Raw genomic sequence first — 24,441 nt, 5'->3', positions numbered from 1 at the left:
CTACGTTCTTAAATGTTTTCCGGGATATATATTTATAATGTGCTTGATTGGAATTACAGTAACAAAAATTGTAAGAAAAATTACAAAAACAACATTGCATATCAATACATATAGTGTTAACGGTTTTACTAAGTATGTCTGAAAATAAGTATGAATTGTTCCCGAAAATATTTCTAACGTAATAAAAACTACGAACATCGCTGTGAGAGAAATAAACAAAATTTGAATATATAGTTCGCAGTAAATAGATATATTAGAAGCACCTACTGCTTTTTTTAATGAAATCTCTCTTTCTTTTTTATAAATCCAAAATAAAACCGCAGAAATTCCAGAAACAATTGCAACAAGAATGAATTTATAATAATACTTATTTGCTGGATCTATATGTGTCACATGTAGTTCCTGAAGATCTCGTTCATTCAGTATTTGAACATCTCCCGAAAGCACTTCTTTACTCCTACCCATAAACCTTTTTATTTCGTTATGAATAGATGATGTAGGATTAACAACTGTTAATTGTAATTGTTTACTCGCGATAATACCTTTTTTAGATATAGTAGGTAAGTTTTGAAGTGGAACGTATATGCCTGCTACACCGACGTCACTGTCTTTTCTCGATATAGTTCCTATTTTTTTATATGTATCATCAAATTCATATAACTCCTCTACATTCGTTTGATCGCCAACAACCATATCGTTTACATTTTCACGATGAAAATATTGTCCTTCAGAAATATATGGCTTCCAATAATAATCATCTTTTAAGTTCACAGCTATGATCTTTGTTGCCCCTGAACTATTTAATGCTTTTAAATGCTCTACGTAAATATCACTTTTAACAAAAGTATCTTGTATGAAGGGAATTATCTCTTCCAATTCAGTTGCATTCGCTATCGGAACAGTTAAAATTTGATTCTTCTCTGGAAAACCGATTTGAAAAGCAGATATAAAGTTTCGTTTAGACTCTGTTAAAAGTGCGGCTATTGATATAGAAAGAAAAGAAATAAAAAATGCCATAAGAAGAATGACTGAAAACAGTTTGTTGTTTTTTATATTTTTAAAAGCTAAATACATGTCTCTGCTCCTTTTAGATAAGAAGGAGATGATGAACATCCCCTTCTCCTTATCCAAATATTTATAAAGACAACTGTTTAATGCTTTTTACCACTGTAATCGTAAGTTACCATTACTATCAAAAGTACCTTTGTGTGTATCTTCTTGATAGTCATTATTCTCATTAGCATAATGCTCAGAGTATAGTCCTTTTGCACCAAAGGAGTTATATGCACCATTACTCACAGTTGCGTTTAATGCTCTTCCAGATTCATGGGATCCTAATTTGTCTGAAGCGCTTTCAATATATGAATTATTTCCATTTGATTTAATAAAAGAAATTGCTACTGAACAACGAGATGCATTTTGATTCGTAGTAGTTTGAGCTCTGTAAGATAGTAGGTTACCGCTTTTGTGACCGCTTAGAGTTGGATAGAATGCACTTGTTGAGATTGATGTTGCTAATAATACTAAAGTCGTAATTGAAAAAACTTTTCCTTTCATTAACAATCACCTCATAAATTTAATAGTTTAGTAGCGCTACATCATCATAATATCCTTCAAATAAATTCTCCTCAATAAGACACCCCTATGTTTTACAAACTCTTTAAACACTTAAACATTTATACATTTTTCAAAAGTAACGGATAAGCAAGCAATACAAAAAAGGCTGCAGAGAATTTCTTCTCCACAGCCTAATACTTATTCTTGCAAGAACGCCTTTAAATCTGCAAACTGTCTCTTTGCATCTTCATAGCCTTGCTCATATAAACTTTGTAATTTTGCTGTATCTTTTTCCATACGATCTACTTGAAGCGGCACTTCTGGGCGAATAACAAATAAATTCCCGGCTTGCTCTTCTTTTTCAATGTAGTGAAGTGTTTCATTATATACTTCATAACGATTCAACATCGTGTTCACAAGGTTCGGATATTTTTTATATGCTTTCGCTGCCACCCATCCAAACTTTGACTTTTTCTTCGCGTAGCCATGATTTCTCGTTAAAATAACGACTGATTTTTCAAACCCATCTTCCTGTGCTTTACGAACTGGAATTGGATCAGAAATCCCGCCATCTAATAACTGCTTACCACGGTAATTTACTACTGGTGCAATGAAAGGTAATGAACTAGATGCTTGTAATAAATTTAGTGCATCATCATTCGTTCCTTCTTTTTCAAAATAAACAGACTGTCCTGTTTCACAATCCGTCGTTCCTACAAGGAAACGCTCTGGGCTATTAAAGTATGTTTCAAAATCAAACGGTACATGCTTTTCTGGAATTTCATGAAAAATGAAATCCATATCAAATAGCTGACGTTTTTTCCATAAGTTTTTATATGACAAATATTGTGGGTGTGATGCATAATCAATATTGACCGTTTTATTTCTATTTCTTTGTCTGGAAAGATACGACGCTGCATGACAAGCACCAGCTGATACACCAATTACATATGGAAAATATAAATCTTGTTCCATAAAGTATTCTAATATCCCGCCCGTATATACACCACGCATACCGCCGCCTTCTAATACTAACCCCGTATTTTCAAGCATGTTATTCTCTCCTCTTTATATATTGACTCTTTAATTATTCACCATGTTAAGTATCTTTTTCTATTATATATGAGTTTTTTTAGAAATTATATTCAAAAGGCTTGAAATAAAGGAGTTTTTTCTTCCAATTATATTCCCAAATGACCGGAGACATCCTTTATAAACCTTTGAATAAGATCTTGTTCTTCTTTCGTATATCCATCTAAAAGTAATAGCCACTTTTCTTCAGCTTGTTTATGCAATTTATCATGAGCTTTATATATTTCATTTCCACTTTCCGTTAAGCGGAAGAAAATTTCTTTTTGATTATCTAACATTTGCATCTTCTCAACGAATTGCTTTTGAAACAACTTTGTACAAATTTTAGAGATTGCACCCTTCGTCATTCCCATTTCTGTCGTAATAGCAGTTACATTCATCAGAGCATTTTTTCCGATACACTCGATAACATGTAATTCAGATAAAGACATACCACTTATACCTGTCTCACGAAGAAATTTTTCATTTTGTCCTTTCAAATGTTCTTCTTTTTTATGCAAAAGTGTACGAATGTCCGAAAGTATTTCCATTTGTTTCGTTGCATGATCCAATCCGTTCGCCCCCCTAAGTTTCTAAAGAAACAATTTAACTATATACCATTTTAAAATCATTTTTTCATATTTACAAGTGAGAAAATCATGTTAAAATAATTTTAGTTTCCCAGGAAACTAAACAACAAGGAGGTTAATATGATGAAAAAATCCAAACTCAATTTCATTTTATATGTTGTCTGTATGAGTGCCTTACTCGGTTCCTTCGCTCAAAATATTTACACACCTATCTTGCCTATGATTCAAGCTTCTTTTCACACTTCTATTTATCTTGTAAATGTAACAGTTTCACTTTTCACATTCGTTCTTGCAATTATGCAGCTCATATATGGACCTTTAATCGATACAAAAGGGAGAAAATATGTCCTTATCCCTAGTTTAATCATTAGTACAATTGGTTCAATCGGATGTGCTTTTTCGGCGAACGTTTATTTATTTCTATTTTTTAGGGCTGTTCAAGCTATAGGAATAGCAGCTATCCCTGTAGTTGCAGCAACGATTATCGGTGATTTATTTGAAGGAAAAGAGCGCGGAGAAGCGATGAGCCTATATCAAATGTTACTTGCTCTCGCACCTGCAATTGGCCCTCTTATAGGTGGTTATCTCGGCAGTATAAATGGCCATTTATCCGTATTTTTGTTTCTATCTACACTTGGCATTCTCTTATTAATTATAAACATTTCACTACTTCCAGAAACAAAACCAACTGTAATTAAGCAACCGCAAGCAAAAAAGAAGTACTCGTTTATCTTAAAAAATAAAACTGGATTTTCTATTACTCTTATTGGCTTCATTCAATTTTGTATTTACTTTTGCTTCCTCGTTTTTTTACCAAGCATTTTAACAAATTCATTTCACTTAACTGCAAGTAAAATTGGTCTTATATTTGTACCGATGTCCCTTTCTATTATGTTAGGAAGTTATTGCTACAAGCTTTTGCAAAAACGCCTCACAACAAAGCAAGCTTTATTCATCACTAGTTTCTTCAATATTATATGTGTCACTTTATTCTCTTTCACATATAGCATCAATATCTCATTCATCATTATCGTTACATCTTTATACGGTTTTAGTATGGGACTTTCTATGCCAACTCACACTACTTTATTAACGGAAGAATTCGTACAAGAACGCGCAACTGCTATCGGTATGTACAACTTCATCCGCTATCTCGGTATGGGCACAGGGCCAGTTGTAGGTGGATTTCTTGTATTTAATCAAAATTACTTTTGGATTTTCTTCCTAGGTGCAATTACATTTCTATTTATCATTTTATGCGCAATGAAAATGCTACGTTTTCAGGCTGTACAAAAAGCAAAATAGAGACCTATAGATGGTCTCTATTCTAAACTCTTTGATCCGCAACGATATGAATATCCATGTACCTCGTTTCTCTCATAATTTCATTTACAATTGAACCTTTTCGAATTTCTTCCCATCTTGTTCTTGCTGATTGTCCGAGTAAAATTTGCGTTACTTGTAGTCTTTTCGCGACTTCAATAATAACATCCGCTGGCTTTCTTCCTTTTGCCTCTTCTAAAACAAAACTCGCATCGAATTGATTCGTTAGCAACTTCCACTCTTCAATCGTTTGCCTTTTCCCTGCTGAAAGGGACTCTATATTTTCCCTTTCAACATTTAATACATACAATTCAGCATTTAACCGATCCGCCATACGCCAACCTCTTCGTATTAACTTCTCTGCTGTTGAACTGTATTGTACACAAACGAGAATTTTTTCTTTCACACCAATCGGTTCTATAACGGTTTGGCTAATTTTCTCGTCCATATCATCGGCAACTTCCCGAAGTGATAATTCTCTTAGTGCCCCTAAATTATTAAGCGTGAAGAAATTTTGTAAGCTTTGCTCTATTTTTTCTTCCTTATATATCTTCCCGTCTATTAATCTCTTCCTTAATACTTCCGGGGTTGCATCAACGAGCTGAATTTCATTTGCTTTTTGTAAAATAAAATCTGGAATACGTTCTCGCACTTTAACATTCGTAATTTGAGCTACAATGTCATGTACGCTTTCTAAATGTTGAATATTAAACGCTGATAATACGGATATACCAGCGTCTAGCAATTCCTGTACATCCATATAACGTTTCTTATTTTTAGATCCAGGAATATTACTATGCGCAAGTTCATCCACAACAACTACTTGTGGTGCGCGTTTTATAATTCCTTCTACATCGAGTTCATAAAATACTTTCCCTTTATAATCTATTTCTTTTAAAGGAACTTTTTCTAAATCAGCAATTGCTTCTTCTGTCTCTTTTCTTCCATGCGTTTCAATTAAACCAATTACAATATCCATACCGTCTTTTTTCATCTCTCTGGCATCAAAGAGCATTTTATAACTTTTTCCTACTCCTGGAGCCGCTCCTACATATAACTTTAACTTCCCACGATTCTGCTGACGAATATATTCTAAATACTCTTCTGGTGTTCGCCTTTGAAAAGTTGGTTTATAGTCATCCGCATACAAAATACTCACAACCTTTCTTTTGAAACAACACTACCTCAATCCGTTAGATTGAGGTAGCACTGTTACTATTTCAGTAATTTCTGTAATTCTAAATTTAACTTTAAAACGTTCACGCGGTTCTCTCCAAATAAGCCAAGTGCCGCACCTTCCGTTTGATCTTTAATCAACTGATTTAACGTTTCTTTCGGAATATTCGTTATTTTTGAGATACGGTCCACCTGTACCGAAGCTGCCTGTGGGCTAATGTCAGGATCAAGCCCTGAACCTGAATTCGTCACTAAATCGATCGGTACTTCTGTCACTGGAACGCTCGGATTTTGTTTCTTCCACTCTTCCATACTTTTTTCTACTCGTTTCTCTAAATCTGGATTAGACGGTGCATAGTTATTTGAACCAGATGCTTCTGCCTTATATTCAATACTTGAAACACGCCCATGAAAATAACGTGGGTCTGTGAAATTTTGACCGATTAATGTAGAACCAATCACTTCATTTTTATCATTATATATTAGACTTCCATCCGCATTATCCTTCATTACCGCTTGTGCAATACCAGTTACAATAAGCGGGTATACAAGGCCGCACAACACTAAAAATGTAAAAGTAATACGGATGATTGGTGATAGTATACTTTGTTTCTTCTCCATCTTTTTCCCCTCTTCCTTATATGAACAAGCCGACAATTATATCAATTACTTTAATTCCAATGAACGGTACAATAACCCCGCCAAGTCCATAAATAAGTAAGTTTCGGCTAAGTAGTGCATTCGAACTCATCGGTTTATATGCGATACCTTTCATCGCTAATGGAATAAGTAACGGAATAATAACTGCATTAAATATTAATGCTGATAAAATCGCTGACAGCGGTGATGTTAGTTTCATAATGTTTAATGCTTCCATTTGCGGAATCGCAAGTGTAAACATTGCTGGAATAATTGCAAAATATTTTGCGATATCATTCGCAATACTAAACGTCGTTAACGCACCACGCGTCATTAACAATTGCTTACCAATCCCTACAACCTCAATAATTTTTGTCGGGTTCGAATCTAAATCAATCATATTCGCTGCTTCTTTCGCAGCTGTCGTACCACTATTCATCGCTAATCCAACGTCAGCCTGCGCTAATGCCGGCGCATCATTTGTACCATCACCCGTCATCGCTACAAGTTTCCCTTTATCTTGCTCTGCTTTAATAACCGCAATTTTATCTTCTGGCTTACACTCAGCAACAAACTCATCTACCCCTGCTTCTTTTGCAATCGTTGCTGCTGTTAACGGGTTATCACCTGTACACATAACCGTTTTAATCCCCATTTGACGCAATTGCTCAAAACGCTCACGCATACCTGGCTTTACTGTATCCTTTAAATAAATTAAACCGTAAATACGATTATCCACTGCAACTACAAGTGGTGTCCCGCCCTCTTTGGAAATGAAATCCGCTTTTTGATTTACATCTTTTGGAATTATTCCACCTTGTGATTGAACCCATTCAATCACGCTACCTACAGCACCTTTTCTCACTTTCGTTCCGTCCTGTAAATCGACACCACTCATTCTCGTTTCTGCTTTAAACGGAACAAACTCACCTTGTTCTGCAATTTCTCGATTATATGATATAGATTTCATTTTTACATATTCTATAACTGATCGACCTTCTGGTGTTTCATCTAAAACTGAACTAATCGCAGCCCATTTTCCTACTTGCTCAATCGTTTCATTTCCTACAGGAAGCAATGTATGAGCCATTCGGTTCCCGAAAGTAATCGTACCTGTTTTATCTAAAATGATTGTATTAATATCACCCGCAGCTTCTACTGCTTTACCCGACATCGCTAACACATTGAACTTTGTCACGCGATCCATCCCGGCAATACCAATTGCTGATAATAAACCACCAATTGTCGTTGGAATTAAACAAACTAACAACGCTACAAGTACAGCTGTCTCAATTTGAAACCCTAAATAGTTTGTAAAAATCGGCAACGTCACAACAACGATTAAGAAAATAAGCGTTAAACTCGTTAATACTGTATTTAAAGCAATCTCATTCGGCGTTTTTTGACGAGCAGCTCCTTCTACTAACGAAATCATTTTATCAATAAATGATTCACCAGGATTACTCGTAATGACAATTGTAATCTCATCACTGACGACCATCGTCCCGCCTGTTACGGAACAAAAATCGCCGCCCGCTTCTTTTATTACAGGAGCTGATTCCCCTGTAATCGCAGATTCATCAACAGACGCTAATCCTTTAATTACTTCCCCATCACTCGGAATCATTTCTCCTTGTTTTACAATAACAACGTCATCTTTTCTCAGATCAGTCGCTGAAACTTGAACAATTTCTCCATTTTCTTTTACAACATTTGCAAACACATCTTTCTTCGACTGTTTTAAAGAATCGGCTTGCGCTTTCCCCCGTCCTTCCGCTAACGCTTCTGCAAAGTTAGCAAATAAAACTGTAAATAATAGAATGAGAGAAACTGTTATATTAAACCATCCTGGTACACTACTAGAACGACTTGGAAGAAACGATAAAATGAACGTAATGATAAATCCAATTTCTACAACAAACATAATCGGATTCTTTATCATGACTTTCGGATTCAATTTCGCAAAGGATTGCTTCATCGCGTGTTTCACGATGTCACGATCCATCGTTTTCGCTTGTCTAACTTCATCTTCTACAGCATGTATTTGTGAATCATTTACTCTCTTTTCTTTTACTACTACCGGTCTCATCATTTACCCTCCATTACTTCAATGTAAGAAATTCTGCAATTGGGCCGAGTACTAACATCGGGAAGAATGTTAATGCACCGACAATTACAATTGTTCCGATGAAAATGCCGCCAAATAAACTATTATCCGTACGGAACGTTCCGACTGTTTCTGGTACTACCGTCTTTTCTTTCAATGAAGCTGCAACAGCTAGCATCGTAATTAAACTGAAATAGCGCCCTAAAAACATAACTAAGCCAGTTGTAATATTCCAAAACGGTGTATTATCCGCTAACCCTTCAAATCCAGATCCGTTATTCGCAGCTGACGATGTGTATTCATATACCACTTGCGTTAAACCGTGGAAACCAGAATGAGAAATGGCATCCGTTCCTAAACTTGTTGAAAGAGCTAATGCTGAAAACCCTAAAATAAGCAGTGGATGAAATAGTATCGTTACCGCAATTAATTTCATTTCCTTACCTTCAATTTTCTTACCTAAAAACTCTGGTGTCCGTCCAACCATCAATCCAGATATAAAGACTGCGATAATCGCATACATAATAATGTTCACAAAGCCTGCCCCAACGCCGCCATACACTGTATTTAACATCATATTTACGAGTGGTACTAACCCGCCAATTGGTGTTAACGTATCATGCATCGTATTAACGGCTCCTGTTTCAGCAGCTGTCGTCACTGTTGCGTATAGGGAAGAAAATACTGTTCCAAATCGTACTTCTTTTCCTTCTGTACTCCCTTGTACATGTTCGATGCCCATTCCATTTAACGCTGGATTCCCATGTAATTCAGATGTAGTAATCGTTATAAATCCTAGTAAAAACACCATGAATAGTGATACGAAAAGGATACGACCTTGTTTTTTATTTCCTACCATTCGTCCGTACGTAAATGGAAGTGCTGTTGGCAATAACATCATAAGCATCATTTGTAAAATATTACTCATTTGCCCTGGATTTTCGAAAGGATGTGTAGAGTTTGCTCCGAAAAATCCACCGCCGTTATTTCCGAGTTCCTTAATGGACACGAATGATGCAACAGGCCCACGTAATATACTTTGCTTTGCCCCATCGATTGTTTGTGCTGTAACGGCCCCGTCTAACGTTTGTGGTACACCAAGTGCGACAAAGACTAGTGCCGCAATAAATGCGATAGGAAGAAATACTCTCGTTAGTGCTCTCGTAAAATCAACGAAAAAGTTACCGAGTTCCTTCCCAGCAAGCCCTCTTATAAACGCCATTACAAGTGCTAACGTCGTTGCTGGTGCTGCAAACATTAAAAATGTAATTCCGATTAATTGTGATAAATAAGATAAACCATTTTCACCGCTATAATGCTGTAAGTTTGTATCAGCCATAAAACTAATTGCTGTATTAAAAGCAAGCGTAGGCTCCATCCCTTCAATGTGTGCTGGATTTAATGGCAATACTCCTTGTAGTCTGAAAATGAAATATACGACAACAATCATAAATCCATTTAATAAAACTAATGACAATGCGTACTGTTTCCACGTTTGATTGTATTCTTTTACACCCGTAATTTTAAAAATAAGTTTTTCAAAAGGCCCGAATACTTTATCTAACTTTTTACTACCTTGAAAGGCTTTCTCTAAATAAATCCCCATTGGCTTTGCCACAAGAATAAACAACAGCATGGTAATAACAACTGCGACCCAAATCATAATGAATGATTCCCCCTAATTAAAACTTTTCTGGATTTATTAATGCATACACTAAGTACACCGTAATTGCTGCAACAATAGCCGATAAGGCAACCGTCATGATTGCTTCCCTTCTTTCACAACTTTATCTGACCAACTTGCAAGACTTACCATCGATGCAACTAACACAACAAAAATCCCGATCATTACAACATCTAACATAGCCACTCCTCTTTTCTGTAAAAATTTACCATCTAATTATCAAAAAAAGAACACTAAGCTCTACTTAGTGTTCGAAATGAACAACACAAAGTAAACCTCCTCTCTAAACGCTTACGAGGTTAGCTGTCGGATTCGGGCCTAAAGAGTAGCCCTACTTTCAAAACTGAAAGATTCACCCCAAGTGACGATGCACAAAATTGGTTCCCCCGCTCCATTTCTGGAACTCAGCGATTTTAGGTTTTTTTGGAAATTTTATGAATGATTTATGAGAGTAAATATACTCCTCTATATTTAACTTGTAAAGAGTCAAATTACTGAAAATAAGAAAATATCCATCTATTTAAACGCTTACATTGAGTGTTATTAATATTATTTCATCTGTTTTCTCGTCTTTTCTTTCTTTTTCACAGAAATGATCTTTTAAATACGAAATAAAAAGAGCGAATGACATGAAGTGCATAGCTTGTTGCACTTAGCATTCGCTCTTTTTTTTCACTATTTATTCTCCACGCAAAAACGCGCGCAAATTTCTCCCACGAATATAAACTTGTAACAATTCTGCATGTAGCTGCTCATATTCGATAACATCTGTTTTTAAATATAAAGCATCTTTCGATGGCAATATGATATAGGGCCTTGGAAAAATGGGATCAAGCACCACCAATTCTTGAACTCGCTCTACTGATACGGCCCAACGATTCGCTATATCTCCTAGTAACAACACCTTCATCTTTTTCCCCCGCCCTATTCAAAAAATAAAAAAGAAATATTATCACAATTCGTAAACACGACAAATGTAGCTCCAATTGTTTCATAGAGCCTCGCTGGATATCGTTTATTCCTTGTAACAACAGTAATAGGTGCTTGAAAAGAAAAGTGAATGTGTTCTGTGAAGAAACTAATGATTGGAAGCTCATCCCCTAGTAAAATCACCTTCTTAATACACTCACAAATACTAGTAAAATCTTGCGCCTTACTACAGCTATAAGTCCAATCAAACCCACAATTCCTAACTTCAGCAGCTATCTCTTCATTTGCTGTAAAAATAATTAACTCATGTTGAAATGCTACTAAATCTCTTAAACTATTTACCTTGCTTTCTTCCCCAACACAAATAAGTGTTAGTTCCATGTACCTCATCCTCCTTAGCATAAAAGAAATCCAACATAGATTGATATTCCCCTATACTAATCAGATCGATGAAGTGATGTATCCATCATGGCACCGTCCTCTCTCAAGACGCTTACGAAGTTAGCTGTCGGATTCGGACTTTGAGAGTAGCCCTACTTTCAAAATTGAAAGATTCACCCCTAGTGACACTGCACAAATTGGTTCCTCCGCTCCATATAATTGGACTCAGCGTATTACAAAAAATATATTCTGGCTGATATATTACTCCTGTAATTGGAAAAAGTAAATAGAAAAAAAGCCAGTTACAAAACTGACTTTCCACTTACTTATACACGCGTTTTATTCACTTTATATGCAAAATGATTCGTCGGCCCATGACCACTTCCAATATTCAAAGGCTCTTCAATTGCTATACTAATAAATCGTTTAGCTTCTTGAACTGCCTGTTCAATCGAGTATCCTTTCGCAAGTCCTGCTGTAACCGCTGAAGCAAATGTACACCCGCTTCCATGCGTTTGCTTTGAAGGAATTCGTTCACTTCTAAATTCAATAAACGTTTTCCCATCAAAGAGTAAATCAATTACTTCATTACCTTGATACTCTGCATGGCCGCCCTTCATAAGTACGTATTTCGCACCTAATTCATGCAATACTTTCGCAGCTTCCTTACTATCTTCAACATTATGAATTTCCATCCCAGTTAACACTTCTGCTTCAGGAACATTCGGCGTTACAACTGTTGCTACTGGTAATAAATGTTCTTTTAATGCTTGTACTGCCTCTTGTTGTAATAATGATGCACCGCCCTTGGCAATCATAACAGGATCTAGTACAATATTATTCCACCCAAACGTATTAATATGTTCTGCTACAATTTGAATAATTTCACTGCTAAATAACATTCCTAGTTTCACAGCATCTGGTGTTAAATCCGTACCAATTGAATTCAGCTGTTCCGTAATACCTTCTAACGGAACTGGATACACTCCTTGAACTCCAAGCGTATTTTGAGCAGTAATTGCCGTAATAGCCGTCATCCCATACACACCAAGCTCTTGGAAGGTTTTTAAATCTGCTTGAATGCCGGCACCGCCTCCACTATCAGATCCTGCAATCGTTAAAGCTTTATTCACTTTCATCCCACTCATCCTTTTCTATCCAAAATAGCGATGATAAATTGTTTTTGCTTCGCTTATATCTTTCGTTCCATGTACAAGTACCCGGCCATCTTTAAAAGCAACTAATCTCTTTTCCTCCACAGAAAATGATAATAAATATGGATTTACATTCAAATCATTCACACGATCTTTCAGCAACTCTTTATATCGTTCAAAATCCATTTCCTCTTTATGAGGTGGTCTAATTTGAACTGTATTTCTCCCGCATAAAACCGCTGTTTTCGATGTATTTTCTTTATTTAAATACGGGTATATTGCATTCTCTCCGCACGAAGGACAATTATGCTTACGAAGCTTTTGCACATTCATACATGAGTATTCATTCTTCCATACATCAAACGACACAAGTCCATCTCGAATTGATTCGTAATCTTCCACTAACAGTTTAAGAGCTTCCGTTACTTGATGAGAAACGACGAGAGATACAGCAGGAGATATAATGCCCGCTGTATCACATGTCGCCCCGCCAAGCGGAATCGATTGTAATAAACAAGATAAACATGGCGTTTTACTAGGAAGAATTGTGTAAGAAAGGCCGTAACTCCCTACACATGCTCCGTAAATCCATGGAATGGAATACTTTTGTGCTATATCATTCACAATAAAACGCGTTTCGAAATTATCAGTTGCGTCAATAATTACATCAACCTTTGTCACGAGTTCTTCTAATTCCTCAGCTGTTACATCTTGAACGAGAGCTTCTACTCTTACTTCACTATTAATTTCTGCTAGACGCTTCTTTGCCGCTACAGCCTTCGGTAGATTATTCTCTACATCGCTCTCTGCATACAATTGTTGCCTTTGTAAATTACTCCAATCGACATAATCTCGGTCAACAATCGTTACTGTGCCAACACCTGCTCTTACAAACATCTCTGCATTTGCACTACCTAATGCACCTGCCCCGATAATGAGTACATGCTTTTCTCTTATCTTTCGTTGCCCCTCTTCTCCAATTGGAGAAAATAATTCTTGGCGAGAATATCGATTATTCAACTACGCTCATTCCTTCTAAAGGACTACTTGCTGTTGCACAACGTTTACGTGCAATACGCCCCGCTTCAAATCCTAATCGTCCTGCTTCAATACTTAACTTCATTGCTTGTGCCATTTTTATTGGATCTTTTGCTCCCGATACAGCAGTATTTAATAACACACCATCCGCTCCTAATTCCATCGCAAATGCCGCATCAGCTGGACTACCGATACCAGCGTCAACGATAACTGGTACTGTCGCTTGTTCAATAATGAAGCTTAAATTTAACGGATTTACAATACCAAGTCCTGAACCGATTGGTGATGCTCCTGGCATAATTGCATGCACACCTAGTTCTTGTAATTTACGTGCTAATACAACATCATCAGATGTATACGGAAGAACGATAAATCCTTCTTCTAGTAACATTTCAGATGCCTTTAACGTTTCTACTGGATCAGGTAATAACGTTCTATCATCACCAATAACTTCTACTTTGATCATATCGCAAAGCCCCGAAGCTTTTGCTAATTTTGCAATACGAACAGCTTCTTCAGCATTTTTTGCTCCAGCTGTATTCGGTAATAACTTATATTTTTTTACATCAAGTTTCTCTAATAAATTAGGCTGCTTTGCATCAAATATATCCATACGACGTACTGCGAACGTTAAAACCTCAGCCTCAGATACATCAATTGCCTTTTGCTGTACATCAAAATCAGGGAATTTCCCTGTTCCTAATAAAAGTCTAGAATGAAATGAAAATGGTCCAATGTTTAACATAATCAACCGCCTCCTACGAAAGTTACAATCTCAATTTGGTCTCCATCAAAAACAGATGTATCTGTATGATCATCTTTTTGTAAAATATCTTTATTACGCTCTACTACTACAATTCTGTTATCTAACTCTAAATGTGTAAGTAGCTCAGCTACTGTTTTTACACTCTCTGGCACTTCCATTTGATTACCATTAATTTTTAAATTCAAACTTCCATCCCCTTTCTAAACCGGTTTAGAAAGCAATGAATCTAGCAAGTGATTCTCCTGCTTTCCTTCTATTAAATCAGCTATATACTGACCAGAAACCGGGCTTAATAAAATGCCATTTCGATAATGTCCAGTACAAGCATATAAACCTTTTATTTCTTCATGCTCTCCCATATAAGGAGCTTCGTGATTTGATTGTGGCCTTAATCCTGCCCATGTGCTTTCCCACTCTGCTTCTTTTAAAGCTGGCAATATTGTATAAGCACGCTCTAATATAGAAGTAATACTTTCTGGTTGCACTGTTTTATTAAACGTATGAGGCTTCATCGTTGCTCCAATTACGTAACGTCCACCACGCTTTGGGGCAATGTAAAATCTTTCTTGGAAAATAGGCGCCTTTAAAAGTGGTTTTCTACTTCTTACCGCTACTACTTCTCCTTTAACTGGATATGTACCCCATTCGCGGTGAAAATAACCTAGTAACTTCGTGCTCCATGAACCACCCGCAATCACAACTTTCTCGCATGCTATAATACCTTCGCTCGTCACAATCCCTGTCACTTTATTATTTTCAATACGAATATCGAACACTTCTGTCTGTTCATATATATCAGCACCCGAAATTGATGCGGAATGTGCGAATGCTTTCGTAAGCTCTGGTGCAATAACATGACCATCTTTTGGATAATATACAGCACCTATAATTGACTCAGATAGACACGGCTCTTTCTCTCGTAAAAGGTCTCCCGTTAGAAAGTAAGAATCTTCACCTGTTTTCTGCTGCCAATCCATAATGTGAAGAATTCTTTCCTTCTCATTTTCATTTTGGGCAATGCGATAAATGCCCTTCTCTTCATACCCAATATCGATGCCTGTTTTTTCACGTAAAACTGCTGCAAGTTGTGGAAATATAGCACGGCTTTCTCTCGCAAGTTCAAATAGTGGGTCATATGCATCCCATTCCGCCTGAACCCCAAGTAAACCAGCGGCTGCTTTCGAGGCTTCAGATGCAATTCTTTGCTTCTCTATAATCGCTACTTTATGTCCTCTTTCTGCTAGAAAATGTGCAACTGAACTACCGATTACACCACCGCCAATTATCGCTACATCATACTTCTTACACATGTTTTTCCGCCCACTTTCTTATTGATTCCTTATAAGATTTCGCTTTGCTATACGGGTTACTACTACTTATAATCCCAGACATAACAGCAATACCACTGACACCGTTAGTAAGAACATCCCCTGTGTTTTCCGTGGTGATTCCTCCAATTGCTGTAATCGGTATGGATAAACACTTTGCAATGTCTGAAACTTCTTCAAGCCCTCTCGCTGGCACACCTTTTTTACAATCTGTCGGAAATACATGACCATAGACGAGTGAATCCGCTCCATTCTTAAATGCATCGATTGCCTCTTCTAAAGAATGTACAGAATAGCCGACATGCAAATAAGAAAACTTTTCTTTCACTGACCTTACATTTGCGCTTCGATATCCTAGCTGCACGCGCGGAATGTTTAATAAAATAGCGATATCAATTCGATCATTTATCACTATTTTTGATGCCGGAAAGCCTTTCTTCAAAAGACTTTCCACACCTTCATACAAATCCTTCGTACTTTTCTCACGCTCACGAATATGCAAATAGTCAATCTCACTTTCAATTTGCATCGCTACATTCACTAACTCTTCGAATGACATGTGACCATTTGAGATTACATGAAGCTCATTTTTCATATTCATTCGCCTACTTTAAAATATTTTCGAATAACTCATCGGCCGGAACGATTTCTTTCGTCATTCCTTTATCTTTCAGCCATTTATTTTGTTTCTCCCATGACTCTTTTGAATCCGATAAGAATGGTTCATCTTTCGTTTCCATCTTCTCTAATAAAATTTTCATACTTTCTTTTTCAACTTCTGGTACAAGCGGGAAGTTTTCTTTTTCTTGATGATTTAATAAAATATTTAATGCTTCATCCGGATTTTTCTTCATGAAATCATAGCCTTTTTTCGTACCACGTAAGAAGGCTTGCAACGCTTCTTTATCTTTTTTCAACGTTTTATCACCTGTTACAAATACAAGCTCATGATAGTTTGGTACACCGTAATCAGCTGGATTAAAGTATGCTGGTTCATGACCTTCATGACGCATAACAGGTACTTCATGGTTAATATATGCCCCTGTTACCGCATCCGCTTTTTTCGTAATTAGTGCCGGTACTAAATCAAAGCCAACATCGACTACTTTCACTGTATCTGGATTACCACCAGCTTCTTTTACCATAGTTTTTAAATACATCTCACTTAAAGGTGTTCCAGAATAGCCAACTGTTTTCCCCTCTAAATCTTTTGGCGATTGAATGCCTGCTGATTTCAGCGATACAACATGATTTAATGGTGAACGTACGACAGCTCCAATTGATTTCACTGGAATTTGTTCATTTGCTTTTGCCATGACAACGTCTGGCTGATAATATAAGCCAACCGTTACTTTTCCTGCAGCTGCTAAAGTTAATGGATCAGTCGGATTGGAAGGGAATTTAATATTCACCTTTACTCCTTCTTCTTTAAAGTAGCCTTTTTCAATCGCCGCATAAATAAAGCTATGTACCGCATTTGGGTACCAATCAAGCATGACTGTTATTTCTTTTTCTTTTTTATTCTTATCTGATGCAGAATTACTAGAACATCCAGCAATCATTGCAACGAATAATGTCAACACAAAGATGCGTTTTAAAAATTTCATGAATGCTTCCTCCAACTAATAAATTTCTTTTCTAAAATCGAAATAAGTATGACGAAGAAAATAGCTAATAATGATAACAATACAATGGGTGCAAATACACCTGCGCCGTCTAACTGCGTCATCATTCTTTTACTGAAATACCCTAGCCCAGCTTGTGCACCGAGCCATTCACCAATTGCTGCCCCAATTACACTAAGCGGAACTGCAATTTTTAAAGCTGAGAAAAAATAAGGAAGAGCAGACGGCAATTTTAATTTAAGAAAAACATCTTTTTTCGTTGCCCCATACGTAACTAATAGCTCCTCCCATTCTTTTTTCGTACTGCGTAGTCCATCATACGTATTGACCGCGATTGGGAAAAACGTAATTAAAACAGTAACAACAACCTTACTCCAGATCGTATATCCAAACCATAAAACGAAGAGCGGAGCAAGCGCTGTAATCGGAACCGTTTGTGAGGCAACTAATAGTGGATAAAATGCTCTCTCCATCCAATTACTCGCATTCATTAACATCGCTAGCCCTACCCCAAGTACGATAGAAATAGCCACACCTATTAAAACGACCGATAAGGTTGCCGGCAAATGAACCGTAAATAATATATCTTTTAGTTTCCAGATCTTCATCACAATTGCAGACGGTGACGGTAAAATGTACATTTCGTCTACAATTCTTGCGCCAATTTCCCACATGACAAGTAAAATACTAGAAAGTGTAAGGGCAGGTAATAGCTCCTTCAACCGGTTCATCATACGAGTACCTGCCTTTGTAACATACTAAGAAGCTCATCTTTAAGCGCTAACACTTCAGGCTTATATAAATCTTTTCTTATTCGATTACAATCAAGTGGTACAACCCTCTCGGTTAAAGTAGTTATCGGTTGCTGCTCTACTACTAAAATTCGATTAGAAAGAAACAACGCTTCTTCCACATCATGAGTGATAAATAAAATTGTTTTTTCCCACTCTTTCCATTGTTCAAACAGCCATTCTTGCAAAGATGCCTTCGTTAAAGCGTCCAACGCGCTAAACGGTTCATCTAACAACAATATCTCCCCGCCTGTTAATAAAGTTCGAATAAAAGATACGCGTTGTCTCATACCACCAGATAAATCTTTCGGATATTTTGTCTCATACCCTTGTAAGCCAAATTTATGTAACAGTTCCTTTGCCTTTATTTGTGCTTCTTTCTTCTGTACACCTTGGCACTCTAGCGGTAGGGCAGCATTCTCAATAATCGTTCTCCATGGCAGGAGCATATCTTTTTGGGGCATATACCCTACAGGATGGCTCTTTATTTCTGTCAGCTCTATCTGTCCCGTACTTGCTTCTTCTAAACCTGTAATAAGGCGAAATAGAGTACTTTTGCCGCATCCACTCGGTCCAATAATACTTACAAACTCTTTATCTTGTATAGAAGCATTTAATTCATTGATGATTGGTTTCTCATCATAATGAAAAGAAACATTATGAAACTGTAGTATGTTCTTGCTCCTCAAATCCCCACATCTCCTTACGATAGGACATATCCCAGAATAAATATTCAAATCGACTGGAATATAGGAATATCTCCTCTAATCGATCTAGCTCTTTGTCAGACTTTCCAACTGCCATTTCATTTAATAAATCTATTAACCAAATACAAAGGCTACCGTATTCTTCTGAACTATATCCTTGAATCCACTCACCAAAGAACTCATGATCTCTTGCTCCAGGAATATCGTTTAAACGCTTTCCAATTTCCCAGTAACTCCACATACATGGAAGAAGTGCTGCTATTAATTCCGCAAGTGTGCCATTTTGAGATACAGACATCATGTAATTTGTATAGGCTAAATTTTTAGCAGATGGTTTTGCAGATTCTATCTCCTCTATAGAAATACCAAGTCTTTTTGCATATTGTTTATGGATCGTCATTTCTCCATTTAATATGCCATCAATTTGTTCAGCAAATTTCCCCATTACTTGTGGATTCGTTGCTTTTACAACACCAATCGCATATAGCTTTGCATAATCTAACAAATATAAATAATCTTGAATAATATAATACTGAAACTTATCTTTTTCTAATGTGCCATCTCCCATACCTACTACAAACGGATGATTATGGCTCATCTCCCAAACTGGTTGTACAGTTTCTAATAATCTATCGCAAAATTTCATTTCGCTATCCCCTTTCAATTTATATATCTAAATAAAAAACCACTTCTAAATAAGAAGTGGTTACAGCAAATAAAATTATAATTTATTCGTTGTTCCACTTCCCTTCGCTAGTATTACCTAGATCAGGTCTGTAAGGGTTAAGGATTATTCCTCTCTCAGCACAACAAGCACCCCTAGTGGTTTCAATATGAAATTTTCAAACAAAAAAGCCCCGTTTCTATACGCAAAGAAACGGGGACTCATTATTAGTGTCCGAATTGCTTCCCTACGCTAGCATAATCTAGATCAGGTAATGAAAAGGATCAAAGGCTTACGGCCTACTCTCAGCTGGCAACACCAGCTCTCCTAGCAAACTATGAAATTAACACTGTCAGTATAACATCGTAATAAGACACCATCAACTGTTTTAATTTTCCCAATTGTCAACGAAATAACAAAACTATATAATACTTATATTCTATGTTAGAAATTATTATCCTAATTAATTGGATAAAAAGGAATCATTATCCTTAAAAAATTTATTTTTATATTGAGTTCATATTACATTTATGTGAATACACCCACTATATTATATCTTTATACTATAATAAAATTACAACTATACAACTAGAGGAGGTCTCTATTATATGAATATGAAAGCTACTGCTTTAACAGCAACTACTGTCGCAATTGCCTCTTTACTTCCTTCTATGGGAGAAACAAATGTACAAACAGCCAACGCTGAACAATTATCTAATGTGAAAACTGGATATGTCAAAGTCGATCAAGTAGCCTTACATACAAAAGATAACGCAAATAGCTCTTCAATTGATACAATTCGCTTTAATACGAAAGTGAACATACTTGAAACAACTAATGGCTGGTATAAAGTATCTGTTAATAATAAAGTAGGTTACGTACAAAAAGATGCTATTCTACTAAAAAACAAACTTCAATCTAATAATCAATACATCGTTAATGCCAATGCATTAAACGTTCGTTCTGAACCTAATTTAGAATCTTCAATTTTAGATGTATTACCAAATGGGAAATTCGTTACCATTCAAGAAGAACAAGGCGAGTGGTATAAAATTTTACATAATGGCAAAACAGGTTACGTACAAAAAGCATTCGTGTCTAATGGTTCACAGCCGTTAGTAAAAGGCATCACAGTTCAAAATAATACGAAATACACAGTTGCAACACCTAAACTTAATGTACGTGGCAACGCTAGTACAAGTAGTGCACTACTTGGTTCATTACAAAATGGTACACAAATACAAGTAGTGGAAACTGTAGGAACTTGGTATAAAATTCGTTTTGGCACAGGATACGGATACGTAGCAAAACATTATGTGATGCAAAATCAATCACAAGCTCAAACGGCTCAAACTACTTCCATTCCAGCAGTTTTCAAATTCCCTACTCAAGGAAGAATTAGCTCAACCTTTGATATACGCTGGGAACAAATGCATTATGGTATAGATATTGCAGCTCAAGGTAATGTCTCAATCCAGGCGGCAGCTGCAGGTAAAGTTGTGAAATCATATTATTCAGCTAGCTATGGCAATGTTGTGTTCATCGCCCATCAAATAAACGGGAAATTATATACGACAGTCTATGCACACATGAAAGATCGCACTGTACAAGCTGGTGATCAAGTACAAGCTGGACAATTAGTAGGTCATATGGGAAACACAGGTCATTCATACGGGCAACATCTTCATTTTGAATTACACAATGGAGAATGGAATTTTGAAAAAACAAATGCAGTAAACCCACTGCCATATTTAGTTAGGTAAATTGTATGCAACGCAATATCAATATACCTCTCTTAATTGAATACTTCGCCTTTTTAGGTTTAATCTGTTGTTTAATCATTTACAATACAAACACTGTATTTTTATCTATTATCATTACTTTTGTTGCTTTAGAAATTATGATGGAATCCTTTCAAGTACAACTAAAACAAAAAATTGCTCATATATATAACGCCATCTTTCTATTAAGTGCCCTAATAACAAATATTATTAGTAATGGTTTTTATTTATCTACCGTATTTCCTGTATTCTTTATGGCTGTTTTATTATTCATAGCTAGATACATTCATGTCCCTAATACAAAAAAACACGAACAAGAAGCTTAGAAAGAGGAGACACTGTGTACCGATCTTTCAAAGATAATCCGATAAAATATATATTGAATTTATACACAAAAATAAATACTTTTTTTGGTATACAAGGAAGTAAAACGGCACAATTTCTCCTTTATGGAATGTTATTTCTCGTCTTAATTGCATTTTCCTTGCTTTACTAATAAAAAAAGGATCTCATATAAACTTGAGATCCTTTTTAATTTATATAGAAAATGCTCTTTATCCGCAAGCATATTTTTCATAAATAAAGCTAAGATTATATTTTTTCTCTAAGCTCATTCTTTGTTCATCATCACACCAATAGAACAGAATATCATGAATTGTTGCATAACGTTTATTTTTAAGAAATAGTTTAAAGAATGATGGTAAACAATCATGTAATTGTATAAATATATAATTGCGTAATATTTCTTCTTTATATTCAATGCCCTTACAAATATACAGCAATTCTTCACAATAATATGCATGTTGTGGAACTTGAATCATTTCGAAAAATGGTACATATGATAATAACTTCCCGATAAAATGATCATATCGATCCATTATTCCTATCGTCATATGCTCCATCATTTCTTTCATTACATATAAATAATCATCTACATGAGTAGTTTTCAATGGGTCTAATCGATCTGAAATTTGAGAAAGTACAGCTCTTTGACAAGCTAACACCGCTTGACTAGGTCCATAATATGATAGGAAGTCTGTACACTTACGATATTTTCGTAATAGGTCATGTGTGTATAAGTCATACACAAACGTATTACAATACATCGCTAGACTCATCATATCACTATTTAATTGCTCTTTTGATAGTAATTTAGCTCTCTTACACATATAAAAGAATGTAAATTCCAATACTTCTTTATGAGATAATAGATGTTTACAATCCTTTATACATTTCTCATTAAATTTAACCCTATCCCAAATTTCTACATCCCCATCAGTCAATTCACCAATACGATATTTAATAATTAAATAGTTTAAAGCAACTGCTTGCGTCAAAAGATCCCACGTTTCATATTCCAATGAAGTGTGAACAAACTCAGCTAGTCCTTGAGTTATCATAAAAGTATTTGCTTCTTCATACCAACCAATCTCTTGGCATAAGCGAAGAATACGTACTAGAGTTGGAATTTCATCTTTATGAAACTGCGGCAAATTTTTTACTTTATCCATTCCATATACGATAAATGCTGCTAAATTTTCTTCTTTATAAAATTCTTTTTCTTTCCACACTAATATAGTTCGTTCTTTCCCTTCACCTTTCGGATGACAAGGTACAAGCAAAGAAAATAATTCAGCGAAATTATTTGGTTCTATATATGTATCTGTAACCAAATTCCAATTTGGATCGCGCTGTACAGCCCTCATATAATTCCCCTTCCCTTTTGTCTACATAGGAAATATTAATCCATTATTACATCATTAACAATGAATATTGTTATATTCGAAATCTTTCATAATACTTATATCTATCAGTATATCATTTTTTCTCTTATTTAAAATTAGGAATGACAAATTTAAATAAACTGTCGAAATTACTAACTGTATACTTATATTATATAATGTCTCAGATACATCATGCTAACATATTAGTTTAATCCATATACTAGAATAATGCATCTGATTTTTATACGTAACTTATCCGACTAATGAAAGACTCTCTTCATTCCAAATGCTCCGAAATTTCACTTAAAGCAAATCCAGCTTGATCATCTGCGGATTCTCTTATAGCTAAATCACCTAGTGCTAGCATCCCAACGAGTTGACCATCCTCAACTACTGGTAATCGTCTAATTTGATACTGTGCCATTAACTCTGTAGCTTTTTCAATAGAATCATCTGGAGAAACTGAAACAATGTTTGTTGTCATTACATTTGTAATTTTATTAGATCCAGGATGTTTCTCAGCAATCCCACGAACAACTAAATCTCGGTCTGTAACAAGCCCAACAACTTGCTCATTTTCAACAACTGGAATCAATCCAATCGATTCTTCTTTCATCTTTACAGCAGCCTCATATACATTGTCTAGCGGTGTACAATGTACAACATGAGTACTCATAAAATCTCTCACTCGTGTCATTTTTGTCTCCTCCTTTTTATACATACCATAGCTTTTCCTAAATCCCTTTATTTATTTCAGGAAAATCAGTTGATAAAGGAGGATTCCACAAAATAAAAAAGAGTCAGCATATTGCTGACTCTTTTTTTATGACCCGTACGGGATTCGAACCCGTGTTACCGCCGTGAAAGGGCGGTGTCTTAACCACTTGACCAACGGGCCATGGCTCCGCAGGTAGGACTCGAACCTACGACCGATCGGTTAACAGCCGATAGCTCTACCACTGAGCTACTGCGGAATAATATATGGTGGGCCTAAATGGACTCGAACCATCGACCTCACGCTTATCAGGCGTGCGCTCTAACCAGCTGAGCTATAGGCCCATACACTTTTACAGGGGCAGTAGGAATCGAACCCACACTGGAGGTTTTGGAGACCTCAGTTCTACCTTTAAACTATGCCCCTAAAGGATGCCGACTAGAGGACTTGAACCCCCAACCTACTGATTACAAGTCAGTTGCTCTACCAATTGAGCTAAGTCGGCATAAAAAAATGGTGGCTCGGGACGGAATCGAACCGCCGACACGAGGATTTTCAGTCCTCTGCTCTACCGACTGAGCTACCGAGCCAACATAAATGGCGGTCCCGACCGGGGTCGAACCGGCGATCTCCTGCGTGACAGGCAGGCATGTTAACCACTACACCACGGGACCATTTGGTTGCGGGGAC

27 protein-coding genes, 7 tRNA genes and 4 riboswitches are annotated in these 24,441 nt (G+C 36.3%); of the genes, 3 read left to right on the top strand and 31 right to left on the bottom strand.

The features are described 5' to 3' along the window. From ABH961_RS22880 to ABH961_RS22865, 4 genes are all read right to left on the bottom strand, one after another. Entirely contained in the window at positions 1 to 1,074 is a 1,074-nt protein-coding gene (locus ABH961_RS22880) for an ABC transporter permease (RefSeq protein ID WP_098080101.1), read from the bottom strand. A gap of 87 nt (positions 1,075 to 1,161) precedes the next feature. Next, positions 1,162 to 1,557 carry a hypothetical protein gene (locus ABH961_RS22875; protein ID WP_141520067.1) on the bottom strand — a complete coding sequence of 132 codons (396 nt, stop codon included), beginning with the start codon at positions 1,555 to 1,557 and terminating at the stop codon, positions 1,162 to 1,164. A gap of 198 nt (positions 1,558 to 1,755) precedes the next feature. Further along, complete coding sequence (locus tag ABH961_RS22870) at positions 1,756 to 2,610, bottom strand: patatin-like phospholipase family protein (RefSeq protein ID WP_098080097.1); 855 nt, start codon at positions 2,608 to 2,610, stop codon at positions 1,756 to 1,758. A 128-nt stretch (positions 2,611 to 2,738) separates the two neighbouring features. Then, positions 2,739 to 3,200 carry a MarR family transcriptional regulator gene (locus ABH961_RS22865; RefSeq protein WP_098080095.1) on the bottom strand — a complete coding sequence of 154 codons (462 nt, stop codon included), beginning with the start codon at positions 3,198 to 3,200 and terminating at the stop codon, positions 2,739 to 2,741. A 141-nt stretch (positions 3,201 to 3,341) separates the two neighbouring features. Between ABH961_RS22865 and ABH961_RS22860 the strand changes: the two genes are divergently transcribed. Next, entirely contained in the window at positions 3,342 to 4,523 is a 1,182-nt protein-coding gene (locus ABH961_RS22860; RefSeq protein ID WP_098080093.1) for an MFS transporter, read from the top strand. 22 nt (positions 4,524 to 4,545) lie between these two features. On the opposite strand, the gene kdpDN is transcribed toward ABH961_RS22860, so the two are convergent. The 18 genes from kdpDN to tenA form a co-directional block, all read right to left on the bottom strand. Next, entirely contained in the window at positions 4,546 to 5,700 is a 1,155-nt protein-coding gene (kdpDN, locus tag ABH961_RS22855; protein ID WP_098080091.1) for a KdpD-like non-kinase potassium sensor, read from the bottom strand. Positions 5,701 to 5,756: 56 nt separating this feature from the next. Continuing rightward, positions 5,757 to 6,338 carry a K(+)-transporting ATPase subunit C gene (kdpC, locus tag ABH961_RS22850; protein WP_048545788.1) on the bottom strand — a complete coding sequence of 194 codons (582 nt, stop codon included), beginning with the start codon at positions 6,336 to 6,338 and terminating at the stop codon, positions 5,757 to 5,759. Between the two features lie 16 nt (positions 6,339 to 6,354). Beyond that, positions 6,355 to 8,445 carry a potassium-transporting ATPase subunit KdpB gene (gene kdpB, locus ABH961_RS22845; protein WP_141520066.1) on the bottom strand — a complete coding sequence of 697 codons (2,091 nt, stop codon included), beginning with the start codon at positions 8,443 to 8,445 and terminating at the stop codon, positions 6,355 to 6,357. Positions 8,446 to 8,458: 13 nt separating this feature from the next. After that, entirely contained in the window at positions 8,459 to 10,126 is a 1,668-nt protein-coding gene (gene kdpA, locus ABH961_RS22840; protein WP_048545791.1) for a potassium-transporting ATPase subunit KdpA, read from the bottom strand. A gap of 19 nt (positions 10,127 to 10,145) precedes the next feature. Further along, a complete protein-coding gene (kdpF, locus tag ABH961_RS22835; protein ID WP_098080087.1) occupies positions 10,146 to 10,226 on the bottom strand; it encodes a K(+)-transporting ATPase subunit F in 81 nt (26 codons plus the stop codon). Further along, a complete protein-coding gene (locus ABH961_RS22830) occupies positions 10,223 to 10,327 on the bottom strand; it encodes a SipW-dependent-type signal peptide-containing protein (RefSeq protein ID WP_000887892.1) in 105 nt (34 codons plus the stop codon). Before ABH961_RS22830 ends, kdpF begins: the two co-directional genes overlap by 4 nt. 94 nt (positions 10,328 to 10,421) lie before the next feature. Continuing rightward, positions 10,422 to 10,567, bottom strand: a riboswitch (cyclic di-AMP (ydaO/yuaA leader). A gap of 259 nt (positions 10,568 to 10,826) precedes the next feature. Continuing rightward, on the bottom strand, positions 10,827 to 11,057 hold the full coding sequence (locus ABH961_RS22825) for a hypothetical protein (protein WP_098080085.1): 231 nt from the start codon (positions 11,055 to 11,057) through the stop codon (positions 10,827 to 10,829). A gap of 14 nt (positions 11,058 to 11,071) precedes the next feature. Then, the gene (locus ABH961_RS22820; protein WP_048545796.1) at positions 11,072 to 11,458 is read right to left on the bottom strand and encodes a hypothetical protein; all 387 of its coding nucleotides are present in this window, start codon (positions 11,456 to 11,458) and stop codon (positions 11,072 to 11,074) included. A 93-nt stretch (positions 11,459 to 11,551) separates the two neighbouring features. After that, positions 11,552 to 11,699: riboswitch (cyclic di-AMP (ydaO/yuaA leader) on the bottom strand. 85 nt (positions 11,700 to 11,784) lie between these two features. Further along, positions 11,785 to 12,606, bottom strand: a complete 822-nt coding sequence (thiD, locus tag ABH961_RS22815) for a bifunctional hydroxymethylpyrimidine kinase/phosphomethylpyrimidine kinase (RefSeq protein ID WP_095205734.1) — start codon at positions 12,604 to 12,606, stop codon at positions 11,785 to 11,787. A gap of 6 nt (positions 12,607 to 12,612) precedes the next feature. Beyond that, positions 12,613 to 13,632: a thiazole biosynthesis adenylyltransferase ThiF gene (thiF, locus tag ABH961_RS22810; RefSeq protein WP_098068378.1), complete on the bottom strand. Its 1,020-nt coding sequence runs from the start codon at positions 13,630 to 13,632 to the stop codon at positions 12,613 to 12,615. Further along, positions 13,625 to 14,395, bottom strand: a complete 771-nt coding sequence (gene thiG / locus ABH961_RS22805) for a thiazole synthase (protein WP_000931990.1) — start codon at positions 14,393 to 14,395, stop codon at positions 13,625 to 13,627. Before thiG ends, thiF begins: the two co-directional genes overlap by 8 nt. A 2-nt stretch (positions 14,396 to 14,397) precedes the next feature. Next, on the bottom strand, positions 14,398 to 14,601 hold the full coding sequence (gene thiS / locus ABH961_RS22800; protein WP_001049512.1) for a sulfur carrier protein ThiS: 204 nt from the start codon (positions 14,599 to 14,601) through the stop codon (positions 14,398 to 14,400). Positions 14,602 to 14,616: 15 nt separating this feature from the next. Further along, the gene (gene thiO, locus ABH961_RS22795; protein WP_098080083.1) at positions 14,617 to 15,726 is read right to left on the bottom strand and encodes a glycine oxidase ThiO; all 1,110 of its coding nucleotides are present in this window, start codon (positions 15,724 to 15,726) and stop codon (positions 14,617 to 14,619) included. Next, positions 15,719 to 16,339 (bottom strand): thiazole tautomerase TenI, encoded by a 621-nt coding sequence (gene tenI / locus ABH961_RS22790; RefSeq protein ID WP_048545810.1) that lies wholly within the window; start codon positions 16,337 to 16,339, stop codon positions 15,719 to 15,721. Before tenI ends, thiO begins: the two co-directional genes overlap by 8 nt. Before the next feature lie 10 nt (positions 16,340 to 16,349). Continuing rightward, positions 16,350 to 17,351 (bottom strand): ABC transporter substrate-binding protein, encoded by a 1,002-nt coding sequence (locus ABH961_RS22785; RefSeq protein ID WP_404520094.1) that lies wholly within the window; start codon positions 17,349 to 17,351, stop codon positions 16,350 to 16,352. After that, positions 17,348 to 18,100 (bottom strand): ABC transporter permease, encoded by a 753-nt coding sequence (locus tag ABH961_RS22780; RefSeq protein ID WP_098080117.1) that lies wholly within the window; start codon positions 18,098 to 18,100, stop codon positions 17,348 to 17,350. Before ABH961_RS22780 ends, ABH961_RS22785 begins: the two co-directional genes overlap by 4 nt. Then, the gene (locus ABH961_RS22775) at positions 18,100 to 18,849 is read right to left on the bottom strand and encodes an ABC transporter ATP-binding protein (protein WP_048545814.1); all 750 of its coding nucleotides are present in this window, start codon (positions 18,847 to 18,849) and stop codon (positions 18,100 to 18,102) included. The genes ABH961_RS22780 and ABH961_RS22775 overlap by 1 nt, the downstream gene beginning before the upstream one ends. After that, the gene (tenA, locus tag ABH961_RS22770) at positions 18,818 to 19,513 is read right to left on the bottom strand and encodes a thiaminase II (RefSeq protein WP_000666832.1); all 696 of its coding nucleotides are present in this window, start codon (positions 19,511 to 19,513) and stop codon (positions 18,818 to 18,820) included. The genes ABH961_RS22775 and tenA overlap by 32 nt, the downstream gene beginning before the upstream one ends. Before the next feature lie 82 nt (positions 19,514 to 19,595). Next, a riboswitch (TPP riboswitch) is annotated at positions 19,596 to 19,698 on the bottom strand. Positions 19,699 to 19,758: 60 nt separating this feature from the next. After that, positions 19,759 to 19,870: riboswitch (TPP riboswitch) on the bottom strand. 269 nt (positions 19,871 to 20,139) lie between these two features. Between tenA and ABH961_RS22765 the strand changes: the two genes are divergently transcribed. After that, the gene (locus ABH961_RS22765) at positions 20,140 to 21,294 is read left to right on the top strand and encodes an SH3 domain-containing protein (protein WP_048545817.1); all 1,155 of its coding nucleotides are present in this window, start codon (positions 20,140 to 20,142) and stop codon (positions 21,292 to 21,294) included. Positions 21,295 to 21,299: 5 nt separating this feature from the next. Continuing rightward, complete coding sequence (locus tag ABH961_RS22760; RefSeq protein WP_048545818.1) at positions 21,300 to 21,638, top strand: hypothetical protein; 339 nt, start codon at positions 21,300 to 21,302, stop codon at positions 21,636 to 21,638. 228 nt (positions 21,639 to 21,866) lie between these two features. Here the strand turns inward: ABH961_RS22760 and ABH961_RS22755 are convergent, their stop codons facing one another. The 9 genes from ABH961_RS22755 to ABH961_RS22715 form a co-directional block, all read right to left on the bottom strand. Then, positions 21,867 to 23,018 carry a DUF3965 domain-containing protein gene (locus ABH961_RS22755; RefSeq protein ID WP_098048711.1) on the bottom strand — a complete coding sequence of 384 codons (1,152 nt, stop codon included), beginning with the start codon at positions 23,016 to 23,018 and terminating at the stop codon, positions 21,867 to 21,869. A 295-nt stretch (positions 23,019 to 23,313) separates the two neighbouring features. Then, positions 23,314 to 23,733 (bottom strand): CBS domain-containing protein, encoded by a 420-nt coding sequence (locus ABH961_RS22750; RefSeq protein WP_048545823.1) that lies wholly within the window; start codon positions 23,731 to 23,733, stop codon positions 23,314 to 23,316. Between the two features lie 129 nt (positions 23,734 to 23,862). Beyond that, positions 23,863 to 23,934: transfer RNA gene (locus tag ABH961_RS22745), tRNA-Glu, on the bottom strand. Position 23,935: 1 nt separating this feature from the next. Continuing rightward, positions 23,936 to 24,010, bottom strand: a tRNA-Asn gene (locus ABH961_RS22740). 8 nt (positions 24,011 to 24,018) lie between these two features. Then, positions 24,019 to 24,095: transfer RNA gene (locus ABH961_RS22735), tRNA-Ile, on the bottom strand. Positions 24,096 to 24,106: 11 nt separating this feature from the next. Then, positions 24,107 to 24,177 (bottom strand) — tRNA-Trp (locus ABH961_RS22730). 6 nt (positions 24,178 to 24,183) lie between these two features. Next, positions 24,184 to 24,256 (bottom strand) — tRNA-Thr (locus ABH961_RS22725). A gap of 9 nt (positions 24,257 to 24,265) precedes the next feature. After that, positions 24,266 to 24,341 (bottom strand) — tRNA-Phe (locus ABH961_RS22720). An 8-nt stretch (positions 24,342 to 24,349) separates the two neighbouring features. Then, a tRNA-Asp gene (locus tag ABH961_RS22715) sits at positions 24,350 to 24,425 on the bottom strand. Positions 24,426 to 24,441: the final 16 nt, after the last annotated feature.

The organism is Bacillus sp. RC251, assembly GCF_044908765.1.
GTDB lineage: Bacteria > Bacillota > Bacilli > Bacillales > Bacillaceae_G > Bacillus_A > Bacillus_A wiedmannii.
The sequence above is the reverse complement of the archived record's forward strand: the minus strand, read 5'-3'. Positions and strand labels throughout refer to the sequence as shown.

What these genes read in the sequence shown, in the direction of transcription:
- ABH961_RS22880 (WP_098080101.1), bottom strand. Translation starts at nt 1,074, where the DNA reads ATGTATTTAGCTTTTAAAAATATAAAAAACAACAAACTGTTTTCAGTC.
- ABH961_RS22875 (WP_141520067.1), bottom strand. Translation starts at nt 1,557, where the DNA reads ATGAAAGGAAAAGTTTTTTCAATTACGACTTTAGTATTATTAGCAACA.
- ABH961_RS22870 (WP_098080097.1), bottom strand. Translation starts at nt 2,610, where the DNA reads ATGCTTGAAAATACGGGGTTAGTATTAGAAGGCGGCGGTATGCGTGGT.
- ABH961_RS22860 (WP_098080093.1), top strand. Translation starts at nt 3,342, where the DNA reads ATGAAAAAATCCAAACTCAATTTCATTTTATATGTTGTCTGTATGAGT.
- kdpC (WP_048545788.1), bottom strand. Translation starts at nt 6,338, where the DNA reads ATGGAGAAGAAACAAAGTATACTATCACCAATCATCCGTATTACTTTT.
- kdpB (WP_141520066.1), bottom strand. Translation starts at nt 8,445, where the DNA reads ATGAGACCGGTAGTAGTAAAAGAAAAGAGAGTAAATGATTCACAAATA.
- kdpA (WP_048545791.1), bottom strand. Translation starts at nt 10,126, where the DNA reads ATGATTTGGGTCGCAGTTGTTATTACCATGCTGTTGTTTATTCTTGTG.
- kdpF (WP_098080087.1), bottom strand. Translation starts at nt 10,226, where the DNA reads ATGACGGTTGCCTTATCGGCTATTGTTGCAGCAATTACGGTGTACTTA.
- ABH961_RS22830 (WP_000887892.1), bottom strand. Translation starts at nt 10,327, where the DNA reads ATGTTAGATGTTGTAATGATCGGGATTTTTGTTGTGTTAGTTGCATCG.
- ABH961_RS22825 (WP_098080085.1), bottom strand. Translation starts at nt 11,057, where the DNA reads ATGAAGGTGTTGTTACTAGGAGATATAGCGAATCGTTGGGCCGTATCA.
- ABH961_RS22820 (WP_048545796.1), bottom strand. Translation starts at nt 11,458, where the DNA reads ATGGAACTAACACTTATTTGTGTTGGGGAAGAAAGCAAGGTAAATAGT.
- thiD (WP_095205734.1), bottom strand. Translation starts at nt 12,606, where the DNA reads ATGAGTGGGATGAAAGTGAATAAAGCTTTAACGATTGCAGGATCTGAT.
- thiG (WP_000931990.1), bottom strand. Translation starts at nt 14,395, where the DNA reads ATGTTAAACATTGGACCATTTTCATTTCATTCTAGACTTTTATTAGGA.
- thiO (WP_098080083.1), bottom strand. Translation starts at nt 15,726, where the DNA reads ATGTGTAAGAAGTATGATGTAGCGATAATTGGCGGTGGTGTAATCGGT.
- tenI (WP_048545810.1), bottom strand. Translation starts at nt 16,339, where the DNA reads ATGAAAAATGAGCTTCATGTAATCTCAAATGGTCACATGTCATTCGAA.
- ABH961_RS22785 (WP_404520094.1), bottom strand. Translation starts at nt 17,351, where the DNA reads ATGAAATTTTTAAAACGCATCTTTGTGTTGACATTATTCGTTGCAATG.
- ABH961_RS22780 (WP_098080117.1), bottom strand. Translation starts at nt 18,100, where the DNA reads ATGAACCGGTTGAAGGAGCTATTACCTGCCCTTACACTTTCTAGTATT.
- tenA (WP_000666832.1), bottom strand. Translation starts at nt 19,513, where the DNA reads ATGAAATTTTGCGATAGATTATTAGAAACTGTACAACCAGTTTGGGAG.
- ABH961_RS22765 (WP_048545817.1), top strand. Translation starts at nt 20,140, where the DNA reads ATGAATATGAAAGCTACTGCTTTAACAGCAACTACTGTCGCAATTGCC.
- ABH961_RS22760 (WP_048545818.1), top strand. Translation starts at nt 21,300, where the DNA reads ATGCAACGCAATATCAATATACCTCTCTTAATTGAATACTTCGCCTTT.
- ABH961_RS22755 (WP_098048711.1), bottom strand. Translation starts at nt 23,018, where the DNA reads ATGAGGGCTGTACAGCGCGATCCAAATTGGAATTTGGTTACAGATACA.
- ABH961_RS22750 (WP_048545823.1), bottom strand. Translation starts at nt 23,733, where the DNA reads ATGACACGAGTGAGAGATTTTATGAGTACTCATGTTGTACATTGTACA.